This window comes from Kocuria nitroreducens (assembly GCF_042879195.1).
In the GTDB taxonomy this organism is placed as follows: domain Bacteria; phylum Actinomycetota; class Actinomycetes; order Actinomycetales; family Micrococcaceae; genus Kocuria; species Kocuria nitroreducens.
On the sequence record NZ_JBHZTC010000001.1, the window covers coordinates 161,041 to 176,541 of the forward strand.

Here is a 15,501-nt window from a genome sequence, read left to right on the forward strand (position 1 = left end):
CCGCCGCCTCCCGTGGCACGATGAGACGGACGACGCGAGGGAAGGAATCATGACAGAGCACAGCACCACACCCCAGGACGCCACGCAACCGCTCTCGGACCGGGTCGAGAACCGCTCCCAGCGCCCCGACTCCGCCGCCTTCCAGCAGTTCTTGGCGTCCCAGTGGGCCGAGACGGAGCCCGCCGAGGTGGACCGGGCCCCGGTCGCGGACTTCGCCGCCGAGCGGCGGAGGCGGATCTCCGACCGGTTCCCCGGCGAGCGGCTCGTGCTCCCTGCCGGGCCGCTCAAGGTCCGCTCCAACGACACCGACTACCGCTTCCGGCCGCACTCCGCGTTCGCGCACCTCACGGGTCTCGGCGTGGACCACGAGCCCGACGCCGTGCTGGTGCTCGAGCCCGTCGGGGAGGGCGCGGGCGACAACGGGGGCCACCACGAGGCCACCCTGTACTTCCACCCCATGGCCGGCCGGGACTCGAAGGAGTTCTACGCCGACGCCAAGAACGGCGAGTTCTGGGTCGGACCCCGCCCCACCCTCGACGAGCTGGCAGCGGCCTACGGGCTGCGCACCCGGGACCTCGGGGGCCTCGAGGACGCCGTCACCAAGAACGCCGGGCCCACGGCGCTGGGCGGCCTGCGGATCCGGCTCGTGCGCGAGGTGGACCTGAACGTCGACGCCCTGGTGGACACCTCCCGGATCAACACCGGGGTGGACCTCGAGTCCTCGGACGCCCTCGACGGCGAGCTCGCCGAGGCGCTCTCGGAGCTGCGGCTCGTCAAGGACGCCCACGAGGTCGGGCAGCTGCGCGAGGCCGTGCGCGCGACCATCGCCGGCTTCACCGACATCGTGCACGTGCTCCCCGCCGCCGCGGGCCACCGCCACCGCGGCGAGCGCATGGTCGAGGGCGCCTTCTTCGCCCGCGCCCGCACGGACGGCAACGACCTCGGCTACGACACCATCGCGGCGTGCGGCAACAACGCCACGGTCCTGCACTGGATCCGCAACACCGGCAGGGTGATCCCCGGGGAGCTGATCCTCGTGGACGCGGGGGTGGAGGCCGACTCCCTCTACACCGCGGACATCACCCGCACTCTGCCGGTGAACGGGCGCTACACGGAGGTCCAGCGGCGGATCTACCAGGCGGTCCTCGACGCCGCCGACGCCGCGTTCGACGCCGCGGTGCCCGGCAACCGGTTCCGGGACGTGCACACCGCGGCCATGGAGGTCCTGGCGCGGCGGCTGGAGAGCTGGGGGCTGCTGCCCGTGCCCGCAGAGGTCTCGCTCTCCGCGGAGGGCCAGCACCACCGGCGGTGGATGCCGCACGGCACGAGCCACCACCTGGGCCTCGACGTGCACGACTGCGCGCAGGCCAAGCGGGAGCTCTACGTGGACGGCGTCATCGAGCCCGGCATGGTGTTCACCATCGAGCCCGGCCTGTACTTCAAGGCGGAGGACCTCGCGGTGCCGGAGGAGTACCGCGGGATCGGCGTGCGGATCGAGGACGACGTCCTGATCACCGAGGACGGCAACGTCAACCTCTCGTCCGGGCTGCCTCGCACCCCGGACGAGGTCGAGGCGTGGATGACCGGGCTGTGGCACGCCCGGGAGGGCGTCGACCCCAGCTGAGCCGGCGACCGTTCAGCGGGAGGCGCCGGTGGACGTGCTCCCGCCGGCCGGCGGCTCCGCCCCGTCGGCTCCCGGTCCCTGCCCGCCGGTGTCCCTCCCTGCGGCGTCCCGCCCCGCGCTGTCCTGCCCTGCGGCGCCCTGCCCGGACGCGTCCTGCCCCACGGCGTCCCGGGCGGCGGTGTCCTCTGCAGGCTCTCCGGCGGGGAGCCTGATGCCGTACTGGGGCCGGCCGTCGGGGAGGTCTTGGAACATCGCGGAGCGGCCGGGCGCAGCGGCCTGCTCGTCCTGGCCCTCCGCCGTAGCCGCCGGCGCGGGACCCGCAGGACCGCGGGCCGGCTCCGCGGGAGCACCGTGGGAGGGCCGCTGCCACGGGGCCCCCGCCGCGGGCCGCCCCAGGGTCCCGGCCTGGGCGGGGTCCTGTCGCGCCCCCTGCGGCGGTCCCTGCGGCGGGGCGGGCCGCGGTGCGGGAGCCGTCCGGGGCAGGCTCTGCAGCCCCCGCAGTCCCTGCAGCACCTGCTGGGCGCGCTGGGCCACCTCGGGGGCGGCCACGACGTCGTAGGACGTGGCCACGATCTGGTTGGTCGAGGTGAAGTCCCGCTTCCCGCGCTGCGTGGCGTAGGTGATGGTGGCGAGCAGCATCCAGAAGGCTCCGCCCATCAGCACCGACACGAGCAGCGTGGACAGCCACTGCTCCCCGCCCAGCAGCGACAGGATCATCCCCAGGAAGGCCCCGAAGACCATGCCGTTGAGCGCGCCCTGGCCCGCGACCTTCGGGTAGCTGAGCCGGCCGGTCACCTGCTCCACGGACTTGAGGTCGTTGCCGACGATCGCGATCCGGTCCACCTCGAACTGCTCGTCCGCGAGGTGGTCCACGGCCTTCTGCGCGTCGGCGTATGTGCCGTAGCGCCCGATCACCTCCCCGCGGGGCAGACCGCGGACGGCGGGACTGGCGGGGGGCAGGGACCGTGGCGAGCTCATGCCCCCATTCTCCCTCATCCACCCTCCCCGCCGCGCCCCGCCCCGGTCGCGCGCCCGACCCCGCGCCCCGCCCCGGTCGCGCGCCCGACCCCGCGCCCCGCCCCGCGACGGGCCCCGGGTTGCCGGTGGGTAGTCTTGTACGGTGAGCAGCAGCATCGACAAGATCTTCATCGCGCGCCTGATCGGCCTGGACGTGTTCGACCCCCTGGGGGACCGTCTGGGGCGGCTGCGCGACGTCGTGGTGCTCATGCGCGGCAGTTCCCGGTACGGCCGCTCCTCCCGGCGGCCCCTCGTGGTCGGCCTCGTGGTGGAGGTCCTCGGCAAGAAGCGGGTGTTCGTGCCGATGACCCGCGTGACCAGCATCGATGCGGAGAAGATCATCAGCACGGGCCTTGTGAACCTTCGCCGCTTCGAGCAGCGCGGAGCGGAGACCCTCGCCGTGGGCGAGGTCTTCGACCGCACCGTGGTGCTGCGCGACGGCTCCGGCTCGGCCACGGTCGAGGACATGGCGATGGAGCGCAAGCGCAACACCGGGGACTGGCTGATCACCCAGCTCTTCGTCCGCCGCACCGGCGCGGGCGGGGGCCTGATGCGCCGGCGCAACGAGACCCTCATCATCGACTGGGAGGACGCGGGCGACCCCTCCGCCGCGGGCCACCAGCCGGCCACCCAGTGGGTCGCCTCCCACGAGGAGCAGCAGCCGGCCGACCTCGCCGACGAGCTCCACGACATGTCGGCCAAGCGCATGCTCGAGATCGCCCACGAGCTCCAGGACGACCGGCTCGCCGACGTCCTCGAGGAGCTCCCGGAGGAGGACCAGGTCTACATCCTCACCAACATGGAGCCTGACCGCGCGGCCACGGTGCTCGAGGAGATGGAGCCCGACGACGCCGCCGACCTGCTCAACGAGCTGCCCGAGGCCCAGGCCGAGGAGCTGCTCGCGCTCATGGAGCCCGAGGACGCCGAGGACGTCCGGCGCCTGCTGGAGTACGAGGAGGGCACGGCCGGCTCGCTCATGACCCCCGTGCCGATCATCCTGCCGCCGGAGGCCACGGTGGCGGAGGCGCTCGCGCACATCCGCCAGGAGGAGCTCAGCCCCGCGGTCGCGGCGGCCGTGATCGTCTCCCGCCCGCCGCTGGAGACCCCCACCGGCAAGTACCTGGGGATGGTGCACACCCAGAAGCTCCTGCGCTATCCCCCGCCCGAGGCCGTGGGCAACCTCATCGACCGCTCGTTCGAGCCGGTCTCCGACCTCGCCTCCCTGCAGGAGGTCGCCCGCGAGCTCGCGACCTACGACCTCACCATCATCCCGGTGGTGAACGACCACGACCGGGTGGTCGGGGCGATCACGATCGACGACGTCCTCGACGCCCTGCTCCCCGACGACTGGCGCACCGCCGACGACGGGACCCCGATCCGGAAGGTGGGCAAGCGGTATGAGTGAGCGCGAGCCCCGGCGCCCCCGCGTCAGCCCCCGCGGCAACGCCCTCGACCAGCCGCGCGAGCACCGGCCCGGGCTGCTGGACCGGTTCCGGCCGAACCCCGACGCCTTCGGCCGGATGACCGAGGGATTCGCCCGTTTCATGGGCACGCCCCAGTTCCTGCTGTGGATGACGGTGTTCGTGGCCCTGTGGCTGGGCTGGAACACCATCGCCCCCCGAGAGCTGCAGTTCGACTCGAAGGACCTGAACTTCACGCTGCTCACGCTGATGCTCTCGCTGCAGGCCTCCTACGCGGCGCCCCTGCTGCTGCTGGCGCAGAACCGGCAGGACGACCGGGACCGGGTGACCCAGGAGGAGGACCGCCGCCGCGCGCAGCAGAACCTCGCCGACACCGAGTACCTGACCCGGGAGATCGCCTCGCTGCGGATCGCGCTGCGCGACGTCGCCACCCGCGACTTCGTGCGCTCGGAGCTGCGCTCGGTGCTCGAGGAGATCCTGGAGTCCCAGGACGACGCCCCGGACGCCGACGAGCCGGGGACGCCGCCGAGGAGGGCCGCGCGCCGCAGGAGCCGGAACCCCGACCGCCCCACCGCCCCCGAGACCCGAGGGATCCCCCGTGCCTGAGCCCCGCCCCGACGACGTCCTGGCCCCCGAGGCCCTCGACCCCGCGCTGCGCGCGGCGCTCGACCGCGTGCTCGACCCGGAGCTGCGCCGGCCCGTGACCGAGCTGGGGATGATCCGCTCCGCCGCCCTCGACGACGCCGGCCACGCCGTCGTGCACGTGCTGCTGACCATCAGCGGCTGCCCCCTCCGCTCGACCATCGAGCGGGACGTCCGGGACGCCGTGAAAACCGTGGCCGGTGTGCGCTCCGTGGACGTCGAGATCGGGGTGATGACCCCCGAGCAGCGGACCGCCCTCAAGGAGCGGGTGGGCCACACCCGGACCGTCCCCTTCAACGACCCGTCCTCCCTGACGCGGGTGCACGCCGTGACCAGCGGCAAAGGCGGTGTCGGCAAGTCGACGGTCACCGTGAACCTCGCCGCCGCGCTCGCGGCGCGGGGCCGGTCGGTGGGCATCGTGGACGCCGACGTCCACGGGTTCTCCGTCCCGGGGCTGCTCGGCATCGACCGGGCACCCACGCAGGTCGGGGACATGATCCTGCCCCCCGTCGTGGACGTCCCCGAGGGGGCACGGGAGGACTCCGGGCGCGCCGGGGTGCTCAAGGTCATCTCGATCGGGATGTTCGTGGACCCGGACCAGCCGGTGGCCTGGCGGGGGCCCATGCTGCACCGCGCCGTGGAGCAGTTCCTCACGGACGTGCACTTCGGGGACCTGGACCACCTGTTCCTCGACCTCCCGCCGGGAACGGGCGACATCGCGATCTCCGTGGCTCAGCTGCTGCCCTCGGCGGAGGTGCTCGTGGTCTCCACGCCCCAGCAGGCGGCCGTCGAGGTCGCCGAGCGCTCCGGGGCCCTCGCGGTGCAGACCGGCCAGAAGGTGGCCGGGGTGGTCGAGAACATGGCGGGCATGCCGATGCCGGACGGCAGCGTGCTCGAGCTCTTCGGCGCCGGAGGGGGTACCCGCATCTCGAACTCCCTCACCCGCCGGCTCGGCTACGAGGTGCCGCTGCTCGGCGCCGTGCCCCTCGACGTCGCCCTGCGCAAGGGCGGGGACGCGGGCCGCCCGGTCGTGTGGTCCGCACCGGGCTCGCCCGCCGCGGTCGCCCTGCGCTCGGTCGCCGACGCGCTGGGCGCCCGCCCGCGCGGACTCGCCGGGCGGCCGCTGGGACTGGGGCCGCGCTGACGTCCTGCCGGCCCCGCGCTCCCGGGCGCAGGGGTCGGCTCAGGTGGCCTCGACGTCGAAGGGCGCCCGTTCGCCGGGAGCCAGCCGGGTCAGCACCGGCCCGGGGCGAGGCCGCGTCGCGGCGGGCTCCGCCGGCTCGTCGTCCTCGAGCAGGGCCTGGCGCACGATGGTGCGGGGGTCGTACTGGCGGGGGTCGAGCTTGCGCCAGTCGACGTCGGCGATCTCCGGCCCGAGGGTCTCCTTGAGCTCCTCGGTGGCGCCGGTCGCGTAGCGCTTGGCGGTCTTGACCAGGTCCTTGAGCTTCTCCGCGTACTCCGGCAACCGCTCCGGCCCGATGATGAACAGGGCCAGGAGCACCAGGATGATCGCTTCGCCGCCGTTGATGCCGAGCACAGGACGAGATTTTACCAGTCCGGGGCCCGCGGACCGGTCAGCCGAAGATCTCGCCCAGTCCGACGAGCACCGTCTCGACGACTCCGGGGTCCCCCGCGGTCGGTTCCACGACGCGCCCGCGCTCGTCGGCCACGACGAGACCCACCGTGCGGGCCATCGAGGACGGGCCGGAGTCCCCCGAGACCGTGTAGACGACCTCGTCCCCCACGAGGACCGCGCGCCACGGCGGCCCGGCGTCCACCCACAGGGGCACGCCCTCCACGGCCACGGGCTCGAGGCCCTCGGCGCTCACGGGCAGCCCGGAGAGCCCGTCCATCGGGTTCCTCCGGTCCACCCGACCGCGCTGCTCGACCACGACCACCTCGTCGTCGCCGCGGAGGAGCCGGACGGCCACGACCGGGTGCCCGGACAGGGTGCCCCGGGTCATCGAGACCACCCGGAATCCGTCCGACGCCAGGGTGGGCACGGTCCAGCCCTCCGCGCGCAGCCCGGCCGCGGACACCTCGTCCGCGTGCAGCACCCCGTCGGTGCCGTGCCACGCCGAGACCGGCACCCTCTCCTCGGCGCTGTGCGCGGACTGCGCCACGACCGTGCGCCCGACCGCGTAGCCGGAGCCCAGGACCAGGGTGAGCACCGCGCTCACGGTGGCCGCGGCCACGGGGACCGCGCTGCTGCGGCGGGCCGGCGCGGTGCGGTCCGGGCGGGGCATCGGTCCTCCTCGTGCGGCGGTTCGGGCAGGACGGTCCGGCCGGGTCCGTGGTCGGTCCCGCGCCGCGGCCGGCTCCATGAACGGGTCCATGGAAGACGTGGTGAACGTCTTCATGATCGACCGGCAAGCTGGATGCCGACTGGACGGTGGCCGGGCGCAGGAGCCCAGCCGGTAGGATGGCGCGCATCCACTACAGCGACGAAGGGCGGACCATGGGCGCGGACAAGACGACGAGCTGGTCGTACGCCGAGGCGTTCGCCGCCGAGGACGAGCTCGCCTACCGCGCCCGGGAGCGCTCCCTGGCCCTGCGCATCCCCCCGGTGACCCCGGGGACGGCCGCCGCCCTGACCGTGCTCGCCGCGGCGGCGCGGCCCGGGACGGTGGTCGAGGTGGGCACGGGCGCCGGGGTGTCCGGTCTCGCCCTGCTGCGCGGGCTGCCCGGCACGTCCGTGCTGACGACGATCGACACCGACATCCGGGCGCTGCGGGCCGCCCGCGACACGTTCCGCGAGGCCGGGATCCCGACGAGCCGGACCCGCACCATCCCCGGCCGCGCGTCCCTCGTGATGCCCCGGCTGAGCGCCGGCGCCTACGACCTCGTGTTCCTCGACGCCGACGCCGAGGGAACCCTCGACTACGCGGAGGAGGCGGTCCGGCTGCTGCGCCCGGGCGGGCTGCTCGTGGTCAACGACGCCCTGTCCCAGGACAAGGTGGCGCAGCCGGCCAACCGCGAGGAGAACACCCGGACCATGCGGGCCGTGCACCGGCTGTTCCGGGAGGACGAGCGCTTCAGCACCGCCCTGCTGACGACCGGCTCGGGCCTGCTGCTGGCCGTCCGCCGCTGAGCGGCCGCCTCCCGCGCGGGGTCCGCCGCCCTCCGGCGCCGGAGGCGGGTCCCGCGCACGGCGAGGGGCCCGGCACCTCGTGGTGCCAGGCCCCTCGTCGTCCGCGCCGGGGGTCACTCGGTGACGCCGGCCAGGCACTCCTTGAGCTCCACGGCCTCGGCCGGCTTCAGCTCGACCACCAGCCGTCCGCCGCCCTCGAGCGGCACCCGCATGATGAGGCTGCGCCCCTCCTTGGTGACCTCCATCGGTCCGTCACCGGTTCTCGGCTTCATGGCCGCCATGTGGGAACTCCTCTTCCTCGATTGGTGTGAAGCCCATCCTATCCGAGCCGCCGCCGTGGACCCGGACCACCCGGGCGCCCGGGGGACACGTCGGCGTGGCCGGCGCGGGGTCAGGGCGGGTAGTCCCCGCCCCCGGGCAGCTGCTTCCAGTGCCACAGCCAGCCGACCCAGACGAGCTGGAGCACCGCGCCGAACACCACGCAGGCCACCCGGTAGGCGCGCGCGTCCGAGACCGCGGCCAGCGGCAGGGCGAGCGGGAACAGCGGCAGCAGCAGCCGGAAGGTGCTGCTCTGGGGATGGAGGAAGAGGAGCAGGTAGACGGCGTAGCTCGCCAGCCACACTCGTGTGAGCAGATCCAACCGGTCCCGCACCACGCGGGCGCGCAGCAGCACCGTCCCCCCCGCGACCAGCGGCACGGGCGCCGCCGGCCCCAGCACGGGCCCGAACAGCCCGGCGGCGGCGTCGAACCACGGCACGACGGGTTCCAGCCCACCACCGCCCCGCCACGCCGTCTCGGTGTCCGTGTACGCGGTCGGCTCGCCCGTGACGGCCCACGCGACCGCCGGCCAGGCGAGGGCGGCGCCGCAGGAGAAGACCGCGAGGGCGAGCAGCCCGTCGGCGGCGTCCACCGCACGGCGCAGCTCCCCGGCCCGGTGCCGGCGCACCGAACGCACGAGCCAGGTGATCCCGAGGGCCGCGGCGAAGGGGACCCCCGCCGGGCGCGTCAGGCACATGAGGAGCACCACGGGGGCGGCCGCGAGGTGATCCCCCCGCGCCACCAGCAGCAGCGCGCCCGCGAGCAGGAGCAGGTGCAGCGACTCGGCGTAGGGGACCTGGAGCACCGGGGCCACCGGGCTGAACGCCACGAACGCGAGGCCCCACAGGGCGGTGGCCGGCGGGGCGAACCGGAGGAACAGCCGGTGGACGAGCAGGACGGCGCCGAGGCTCGCCGTCAGGGACACGGCCGAGGCGGTGACGTCCCAGCCCGAGCCGGTCACCGCCGAGACCGTCCGGACGACCAGCGGGAAGACCGGGTAGAAGGCCCAGGCGTTCTCCTGCACCTGCCCGGACCCGTCCCGGGGCAGGACCGCGGGATAGCCCTCCCGGGCGATGCGCTCGTACCAGTCCGAGTCCCAGGTGCCGGTGAACTCGAGGTAGCCCAGGGCGCCGTCCCCCCACGGGCCGGGGCCCTGCTGCCGGCCCACCGTGGTGAACACGGCCCACGCCCAGATCCGGGAGGCCGCCCAGACCAGCAGGGCCTGTGCCCACCAGGGCGCCTGTGCCCACCGGCGGGCCGTGGCCGGCCGGGCGCTCACGCCCCCGGCACCGGGCGGGACGGCGGGTCCTCCGGCGGCGGCAGCCGGTCCGCGAGATGGGCGAGCACGGCGTGGACCTCCGCGGGGTCGTAGCCGCGGCGCCGGACGGAGAACGCGATCCGCTCGACGTCCTCCGCCGTCGGGCGCTCGGGCAGCACGAGCGGGGCGTCGGGGGCGCGCCCCACAGCGATCCCGTCCCGGGCCGGTGCGATCCGGCCGGAGAGCCGGTCGCGGCCCAGGACCACGACGCCCGCCACCGTGAGCAGCAGCACGAGCCCGGTCAGCACCACGAGGAGTTCGGTCATGCTCCCAGGCTATGCGCCGGCCGGTGCGGACGGGCGTGCGGGCACGGACGCCGCAACATTTCTACGGACGGGTAAGCAATTCACATGATTGCCACGTGTCCGGCATCACGCCGAACGATTCTGGGATATCTTTCCGGTATGTCACACGCCACTCCGCCGGCCGCCGCACCGGCCTCCCCCACCGCGGGGACGGCCGAGGCCCTGGTCCGCATGTCGCACGTCAACAAGCACTTCGGGGACCTGCACGTGCTCCGGGACATCAACCTCGAGGTGAAGCGCGGCGAGGTGGTGGTCGTGATCGGACCCTCCGGCTCCGGCAAGTCGACCCTGTGCCGGGCCATCAACCGGCTCGAGAGCATCGACGACGGCGAGATCCTCATCGACGGCAAGCGGCTGCCCGAGGAGGGCAAGGCTCTCGCGAAGCTCCGCGCGGACGTGGGCATGGTCTTCCAGTCCTTCAACCTGTTCGCCCACAAGTCGGTCCTGCAGAACGTGACCCTGGGCCCCGTCAAGGTGCGGGGGAAGTCGGCGGGCGAGGCGAAGAAGCAGGCCATGGAGCTGCTGACCCGCGTGGGCGTCGACAACCAGGCCGGGAAGCTGCCCGCGCAGCTCTCCGGCGGCCAGCAGCAGCGCGTCGCCATCGCCCGGGCCCTGGCCATGGAGCCCAAGGTGATGCTCTTCGACGAGCCCACCTCCGCCCTCGACCCCGAGATGATCAACGAGGTGCTCGACACCATGGTGGCCCTGGCGAAGCAGGGCATGACGATGATCGTGGTCACCCACGAGATGGGCTTCGCCCGCAAGGCCGCCGACCGCGTCGTGTTCATGGCCGACGGTCAGATCGTCGAGGAGAACACCCCCGAGGAGTTCTTCACGAATCCGCGCTCCGCGCGCGCCCAGGACTTCCTCGGCAAGATCCTCGGCCACTGACCGCCCACCCGTCCCTCCGACCGAACGCCACCACTCCCACAGCAAGGAGCACACCATGCGCAACACCAGACCCCTCGGATTTGCCGCGATGGCCGCGGCCGCGGCCCTGACCCTCACCGCGTGCGGGGGTGGCGGCGACGCCGGCGGCGGGAGCGAGACCGGCGGCGGGGAGACCGGCGGTTCGGGCGAGTCCGTCCGGATCGGCATCAAGTACGACCAGCCGGGCCTCGGCTTCCGGGACGGCGAGGAGTACACCGGCTTCGACGTCGACGTCGCGACCTACGTCGCGAACGAGCTCGGCTACGCCGAGGACCAGATCGAGTGGGTCGAGTCCCCGTCCGCCAACCGGGAGAACATGCTCTCCAACGACCAGGTGGACATGATCTTCGCGACCTACTCGATCACCGACGAGCGCGACCAGACCGTGGACTTCGCGGGCCCCTACTTCGTGGCCGGCCAGGACCTCCTCGTCCGCGCCGACGAGTCCTCGATCACCGGCCCCGCCGACCTCGAGGGCAAGAACCTCTGCTCGGTGACGGGATCGACCTCCGCGCAGCGGGTCAAGGACGACCAGCCGGGCGCCAACCTCGTCGAGCAACCCGGCTACGCCGACTGCCTCACCGCGCTGGAGTCCGGCCAGGTGGACGCCGTCACCACGGACGACATCATCCTGGCGGGCCTGGCCTCGACCGACGCCAACCAGGGCAAGTTCAAGGTGGTCGGCAACACGTTCTCGGAGGAGCGCTACGGCGTCGGCCTGCCCCAGGGCTCCGACCAGTGCGAGGCCGTCAACGAGGCCATCACCAAGATGGTCGACGAGGGCGCCTGGGAGGAGGCGGTCACCGCCAACACGGAGGGGGCCGACTACTCCTACAACGAGGAGCTCAACCCGCCGGAGCCCGAGCCCTGCGGCGAGTGACGACGGACGCGTGAGCACCCCGTGGCCGGCCGTGATCCGGCCGGCCACGGGCCCACGCAGGAGCAGCACGCTGATCGATCCATGACGAAGGGCCCTCGCGTGACCCAGCACCAGCCCGATCCCCGGGAGCTCCCGTGAGCGACTACCTGACCGACTTCGCCAGCCTGTTGGAGCAGTACAACGTCCTGGCCGCCTTCTGGGTCAACATCCAGCTGACCTTCTGGGCCGCGATCGGCTCGGCGGTGCTCGGTGCGCTGGTCGCCCTGATGCGCATCTCCCCCATCGCGTCGCTGCGGCTGCTGGGCACCGGATACGTGAACCTGTTCCGCAACACGCCGCTGACCATCATCCTGGTCTTCCTGGTCCTGGGCGTGTGGAGCCAGCTCGGCGTCAACCTCTCCGCGGACTTCGACCGGAACTTCTTCCTCTACGCCGTGATCGGCCTCAGCCTGTACCACGCGGCCTTCGTCTGCGAGGCCATCCGCTCCGGGGTCAACACGGTGCCGGCCGGACAGGCCGAGGCCGCCCGGGCCATCGGGCTGAGCTTCCTTCCGGCGGCCCGGCTCGTCGTCTTCCCGCAGGCGCTGCGCGGGGCGATCACCCCGCTCGGCAACACCCTGATCGCGCTGACCAAGAACACGACGGTGGCCGCGGCCGCGTCGGTCACCGAGATCTCCTCCCTCATGAAGACCATGATCGAGTTCCGCCCGGACGTGATCATCGCGATCTTCCTGGTGGTGGCCCTCGGCTTCGTCCTCATTGTCGTCCCGGTGGGCTTGCTCACCACCTGGGCCTCCCGGAAACTGGCGGTGAAGCGCTGATGGCCAAGACCCAGAACGTCCTGTTCGACGTCCAGGGGCCGCGCGCGCGCCGGCTCACGCTCCTCTTCAACGTGGCGGGCGTCCTGCTGATCGCCGCGCTGGCCTGGATCGTGCTGGGCGCGCTCGCCGAGCAGGGCCAGCTCGACGCCGACCGGTGGTCCCCGCTGTTCACCGCGCGCGCGTGGGAGAACTTCCTGCTGCCGGGCCTGTGGGACACCCTGCGCGCCGCGCTGCTGGCCGTGGTCCTCTCGATCGTCTTCGGCCTGGTCTTCGGTCTCGGCCGGCTCTCGCAGCTGGCCCCGGTGCGTTTCGTCTGCACCGTGGTGGTCGAGTTCTTCCGGGCCGTGCCCGTGCTGGTGATGATGATCTTCTTCTACCTGGGGATCGGCCGCGCCGGCCTCGTGGAACCGGCCAACGTGCCGTTCTGGGCCGTGGTGCTGGGGCTGATGTTCTACAACGGGTCGGTCATCGCCGAGCTCATCCGCTCGGGCGTGCACCAGCTGCCCAAGGGTCAGCGCGAGGCAGGGCTCGTCATCGGGCTCACGCCCTCCCGGTCCCTGCGGATGATCGAGCTGCCCCAGGCCCTGACGGCAATGCTGCCCTCGATGGTCAGCCAGTTCGTGGTGATCCTCAAGGACACCGCGCTGGGCTACATCATCACCTATCCGGAGCTGCTCGCGAGCGCCCGGCGCCTGGGCTCCGGGGACGGCAACATCCTGCAGACGCTGTTCGTGGTGGCCCTGCTCTTCGTGCTCATCAACTACTTGCTGACCGTGCTGGCCGCGTGGCTGTCCCGCTTCCTCAGCTACCGCACCGCGGGCCGGACCAAGCCGGCCGAGGGGCCCATGGCCGCCGAGGAGACGACCGTCTGACGCCGCTCAGGCCGTGAGCCACGCGGCGAGCGCCCGGTAGCACTCCCGGACCGCGTCGGCGCGCACGTGCTCGTCGTCCGTGTGGGCCAGCAGGGCGTCCCCGGGGCCGAAGTTCACGGCGGGCACGCCCATCTGCGAGAAGCGGGCCACGTCGGTCCAGCCGTACTTGGGCTTGGGCTCCTGGCCCACCGCGGCCACGAACGCGGCGGCCGCGGGACGGTCCAGGCCGGGCCGTGCGGCCGGGGAGAGGTCCGTGAGCTCGAGCTCGTAGCCGTCGAACACCTCCCGCACGTGTGCCACGGCGTCCTCGGGGCTCTTGTCCGGGGCGAAGCGGTAGTTGATCTCCACGTGGGCGGTGTCCGGGACCACGTTGCCGGCCACGCCGCCGCCGATCCGGATCGCGTTGAGCCCCTCCCGGTAGTCGAGCCCCTCCACCGTCACGGTCCGCGGCTCGTAGGCCGTCAGGCGGGCCAGGATGCCGGCCTGCTTGTGGATCGCGTTCTCCCCGATCCAGGACCGTCCCGAGTGGGCGGCGCGGCCCGTGGTGGTGATGCGGACGCGCATCGTGCCGTTGCACCCGCCCTCCACGGTCCCGTCGGTGGGCTCGAGCAGCACCGCGAAGTCCGCCTCCAGCAGCTCGGGGGCGTGCCGCTGGAGCCGGCCCAGCCCGCTGGCGGCGGCGTCGACCTCCTCGTGGTCGTAGAACACGTAGCTGACGTCGCGGTTCGGCGCCGTCAGGGCCGCGGCCAGGACGAGCTGGACGGCCACCCCGCCCTTCATGTCGGTGGCGCCCCGGCCGTAGAGCACCCGGTCGCCGCCGGTGCCCGTCCACGTGGAGGGCACGGTCCCCCGAGCCCTGGGAGCGGTCGGCAGGGGCACGGTGTCGAGGTGGCCGGCGAGCACGACCCGCTCGGCGCGGCCCAGGTCGGTGCGCGCTACCACGGCGTCCCCGTCCCGGTGCACGGCGAGGTGCGGGAGCCGGCGCAGCGCGGCCTCGACGGCGTCGGCGAGGGGGCCCTCCGAGCCCGAGACGGACGCGATGTCGATGAGGGCGGCCGTCAGGTCGGCGGGGTCCGCGGCGAGGTCGAGCTCCGGTGCGATCATGGCTGCCAGCATAACGGGGCGGCCGTCCCCGCCGGTCGGCCCGGGACCGGCGTCCCCCGTAGGATGGAGGCCATGACTGCTTCCACCTCCCGTCCCGCCTCCGGTCTGGGCCTGGCCACCGTCGTGGCCTCGGGCCCCAAGGAGGGCACCGTCCTCGACGTCTGGTACCCCACCCCGTCCCTCTCCGGCGCGGTCGACACCTCCCTCGACGCGGACCTGCGGCTCGCGGCCACCGCCGACCCCGACCGCAACGTCCGCCGCGAGATCCTCGAGACCGTGATCGACCTCGACGCCGCGCCCGCCGACGCCGCGGACGCGTACCTGCGCCTGCACCTGCTCTCCCACCGCCTCGTCCGGCCCAACACCCTGAACCTCGACGGCGTCTTCGGCCTGCTGGCGAACGTCGCCTGGACGGACCGCGGGCCCGTGCTCGCCGAGGAGCTGACCTCCGCGCTGCTCCGGATGAAGGCCTCCGGCGGGCACGTGACCGTGCACAGCGTGGACAAGTTCCCGCGGATGGTGGACTACGTCGTCCCCACGGGCGTGCGGATCGGCGACGCCAGCCGGATCCGGCTCGGCGCCCACCTCGCCGAGGGCACCACGGTGATGCACGAGGGCTTCGTCAACTTCAACGCCGGCACCCTGGGCCAGTCCATGGTCGAGGGCCGGATCAGCGCGGGAGTGGTCGTGGGCGACGCCACGGACGTCGGCGGCGGCGCCTCCATCATGGGCACCCTCTCCGGCGGCGGCAAGGAGCGCATCTCCGTGGGCGAGCGCGTGCTGCTCGGCGCGAACTCCGGCGTCGGCATCTCCCTCGGCAACGACTGCGTGGTCGAGGCCGGTCTCTACGTCACCGCCGGGACCCGCGTGAGCGTGCACTCGGACGGCGAACGGTCCACGGCCAAGGCCTCGGAGCTCTCCGGCCTGTCCAACCTGCTGTTCCGCCGCAACTCCCTCACCGGCGCGGTCGAGGTGCTGCCCCGCGCCGGCGGGACCGTGGAGCTCAACGCGGCGCTGCACGCCAACTGAGCACCGCGGGCGCCGTCCGCCGCCCGACGCCGCGCCAGGACGGGCACGTCCCGCCCTGCGCGGCGTCGGGCGTCCCTCTCCCGCGCCCGTTTCCCCGTCCGTTGCCCCTCCCGCCTGCTCAGGAGCGTT

Annotated in this window: 17 protein-coding genes; 10 read left to right on the top strand and 7 right to left on the bottom strand. The window is 73.3% G+C overall.

Annotation, left to right across the window (positions count from 1 at the left end; genetic code table 11):
* Positions 1-49 precede the first annotated feature (49 nt).
* Positions 50-1,624 (top strand): aminopeptidase P family protein, encoded by a 1,575-nt coding sequence (locus tag ACFYE1_RS00725; protein WP_387738892.1) that lies wholly within the window; start codon positions 50-52, stop codon positions 1,622-1,624.
* A gap of 12 nt (positions 1,625-1,636) precedes the next feature.
* Here ACFYE1_RS00725 and ACFYE1_RS00730 read toward each other — a convergent pair whose 3' ends face one another.
* Positions 1,637-2,602 carry a general stress protein gene (locus ACFYE1_RS00730; RefSeq protein WP_387738894.1) on the bottom strand — a complete coding sequence of 322 codons (966 nt, stop codon included), beginning with the start codon at positions 2,600-2,602 and terminating at the stop codon, positions 1,637-1,639.
* Positions 2,603-2,744: 142 nt separating this feature from the next.
* Here ACFYE1_RS00730 and ACFYE1_RS00735 point away from each other — a divergent pair, with 142 nt between their 5' ends.
* From ACFYE1_RS00735 to ACFYE1_RS00745, 3 genes are read left to right on the top strand one after another with little or no spacing between them, the layout of a single operon-like run.
* The gene (locus tag ACFYE1_RS00735) at positions 2,745-4,046 is read left to right on the top strand and encodes a magnesium transporter MgtE N-terminal domain-containing protein (RefSeq protein ID WP_387738896.1); all 1,302 of its coding nucleotides are present in this window, start codon (positions 2,745-2,747) and stop codon (positions 4,044-4,046) included.
* The gene (locus tag ACFYE1_RS00740) at positions 4,039-4,668 is read left to right on the top strand and encodes a DUF1003 domain-containing protein (RefSeq protein WP_387738899.1); all 630 of its coding nucleotides are present in this window, start codon (positions 4,039-4,041) and stop codon (positions 4,666-4,668) included. The genes ACFYE1_RS00735 and ACFYE1_RS00740 overlap by 8 nt, the downstream gene beginning before the upstream one ends.
* On the top strand, positions 4,661-5,848 hold the full coding sequence (locus ACFYE1_RS00745) for an Mrp/NBP35 family ATP-binding protein (RefSeq protein ID WP_387738901.1): 1,188 nt from the start codon (positions 4,661-4,663) through the stop codon (positions 5,846-5,848). The genes ACFYE1_RS00740 and ACFYE1_RS00745 overlap by 8 nt, the downstream gene beginning before the upstream one ends.
* A gap of 39 nt (positions 5,849-5,887) precedes the next feature.
* Here the strand turns inward: ACFYE1_RS00745 and ACFYE1_RS00750 are convergent, their stop codons facing one another.
* Both ACFYE1_RS00750 and ACFYE1_RS00755 read right to left on the bottom strand, forming a co-directional pair.
* Entirely contained in the window at positions 5,888-6,241 is a 354-nt protein-coding gene (locus ACFYE1_RS00750) for a Sec-independent protein translocase TatB (protein WP_387738904.1), read from the bottom strand.
* Positions 6,242-6,278: 37 nt separating this feature from the next.
* Complete coding sequence (locus ACFYE1_RS00755) at positions 6,279-6,950, bottom strand: hypothetical protein (RefSeq protein WP_387738907.1); 672 nt, start codon at positions 6,948-6,950, stop codon at positions 6,279-6,281.
* Between the two features lie 212 nt (positions 6,951-7,162).
* Here ACFYE1_RS00755 and ACFYE1_RS00760 point away from each other — a divergent pair, with 212 nt between their 5' ends.
* Complete coding sequence (locus tag ACFYE1_RS00760; RefSeq protein ID WP_387739075.1) at positions 7,163-7,795, top strand: O-methyltransferase; 633 nt, start codon at positions 7,163-7,165, stop codon at positions 7,793-7,795.
* A 113-nt stretch (positions 7,796-7,908) separates the two neighbouring features.
* Here the strand turns inward: ACFYE1_RS00760 and ACFYE1_RS00765 are convergent, their stop codons facing one another.
* The 3 genes from ACFYE1_RS00765 to ACFYE1_RS00775 form a co-directional block, all read right to left on the bottom strand.
* Positions 7,909-8,076, bottom strand: a complete 168-nt coding sequence (locus ACFYE1_RS00765; RefSeq protein ID WP_387738910.1) for a DUF3117 domain-containing protein — start codon at positions 8,074-8,076, stop codon at positions 7,909-7,911.
* A gap of 110 nt (positions 8,077-8,186) precedes the next feature.
* A complete protein-coding gene (locus ACFYE1_RS00770) occupies positions 8,187-9,392 on the bottom strand; it encodes a hypothetical protein (protein WP_387738912.1) in 1,206 nt (401 codons plus the stop codon).
* Positions 9,389-9,697 (bottom strand): DivIVA domain-containing protein, encoded by a 309-nt coding sequence (locus ACFYE1_RS00775; protein WP_387738914.1) that lies wholly within the window; start codon positions 9,695-9,697, stop codon positions 9,389-9,391. Before ACFYE1_RS00775 ends, ACFYE1_RS00770 begins: the two co-directional genes overlap by 4 nt.
* Before the next feature lie 210 nt (positions 9,698-9,907).
* Here ACFYE1_RS00775 and ACFYE1_RS00780 point away from each other — a divergent pair, with 210 nt between their 5' ends.
* From ACFYE1_RS00780 to ACFYE1_RS00795, 4 genes are all read left to right on the top strand, one after another.
* Positions 9,908-10,627: an amino acid ABC transporter ATP-binding protein gene (locus ACFYE1_RS00780; RefSeq protein WP_387739077.1), complete on the top strand. Its 720-nt coding sequence runs from the start codon at positions 9,908-9,910 to the stop codon at positions 10,625-10,627.
* 55 nt (positions 10,628-10,682) lie between these two features.
* Positions 10,683-11,546, top strand: a complete 864-nt coding sequence (locus tag ACFYE1_RS00785; protein ID WP_387738916.1) for a glutamate ABC transporter substrate-binding protein — start codon at positions 10,683-10,685, stop codon at positions 11,544-11,546.
* A 134-nt stretch (positions 11,547-11,680) separates the two neighbouring features.
* On the top strand, positions 11,681-12,367 hold the full coding sequence (locus tag ACFYE1_RS00790) for an amino acid ABC transporter permease (protein ID WP_387738918.1): 687 nt from the start codon (positions 11,681-11,683) through the stop codon (positions 12,365-12,367).
* Entirely contained in the window at positions 12,367-13,239 is an 873-nt protein-coding gene (locus ACFYE1_RS00795; RefSeq protein WP_387738919.1) for an amino acid ABC transporter permease, read from the top strand. Before ACFYE1_RS00790 ends, ACFYE1_RS00795 begins: the two co-directional genes overlap by 1 nt.
* 6 nt (positions 13,240-13,245) lie before the next feature.
* On the opposite strand, the gene dapE is transcribed toward ACFYE1_RS00795, so the two are convergent.
* On the bottom strand, positions 13,246-14,355 hold the full coding sequence (gene dapE / locus ACFYE1_RS00800; protein WP_387738921.1) for a succinyl-diaminopimelate desuccinylase: 1,110 nt from the start codon (positions 14,353-14,355) through the stop codon (positions 13,246-13,248).
* Between the two features lie 51 nt (positions 14,356-14,406).
* On the opposite strand from dapE, the gene dapD reads away from it, so the two are divergent.
* Positions 14,407-15,372 (top strand): 2,3,4,5-tetrahydropyridine-2,6-dicarboxylate N-succinyltransferase, encoded by a 966-nt coding sequence (gene dapD, locus ACFYE1_RS00805; protein ID WP_387738923.1) that lies wholly within the window; start codon positions 14,407-14,409, stop codon positions 15,370-15,372.
* The last annotated feature ends 129 nt before the right edge of the window (positions 15,373-15,501 follow it).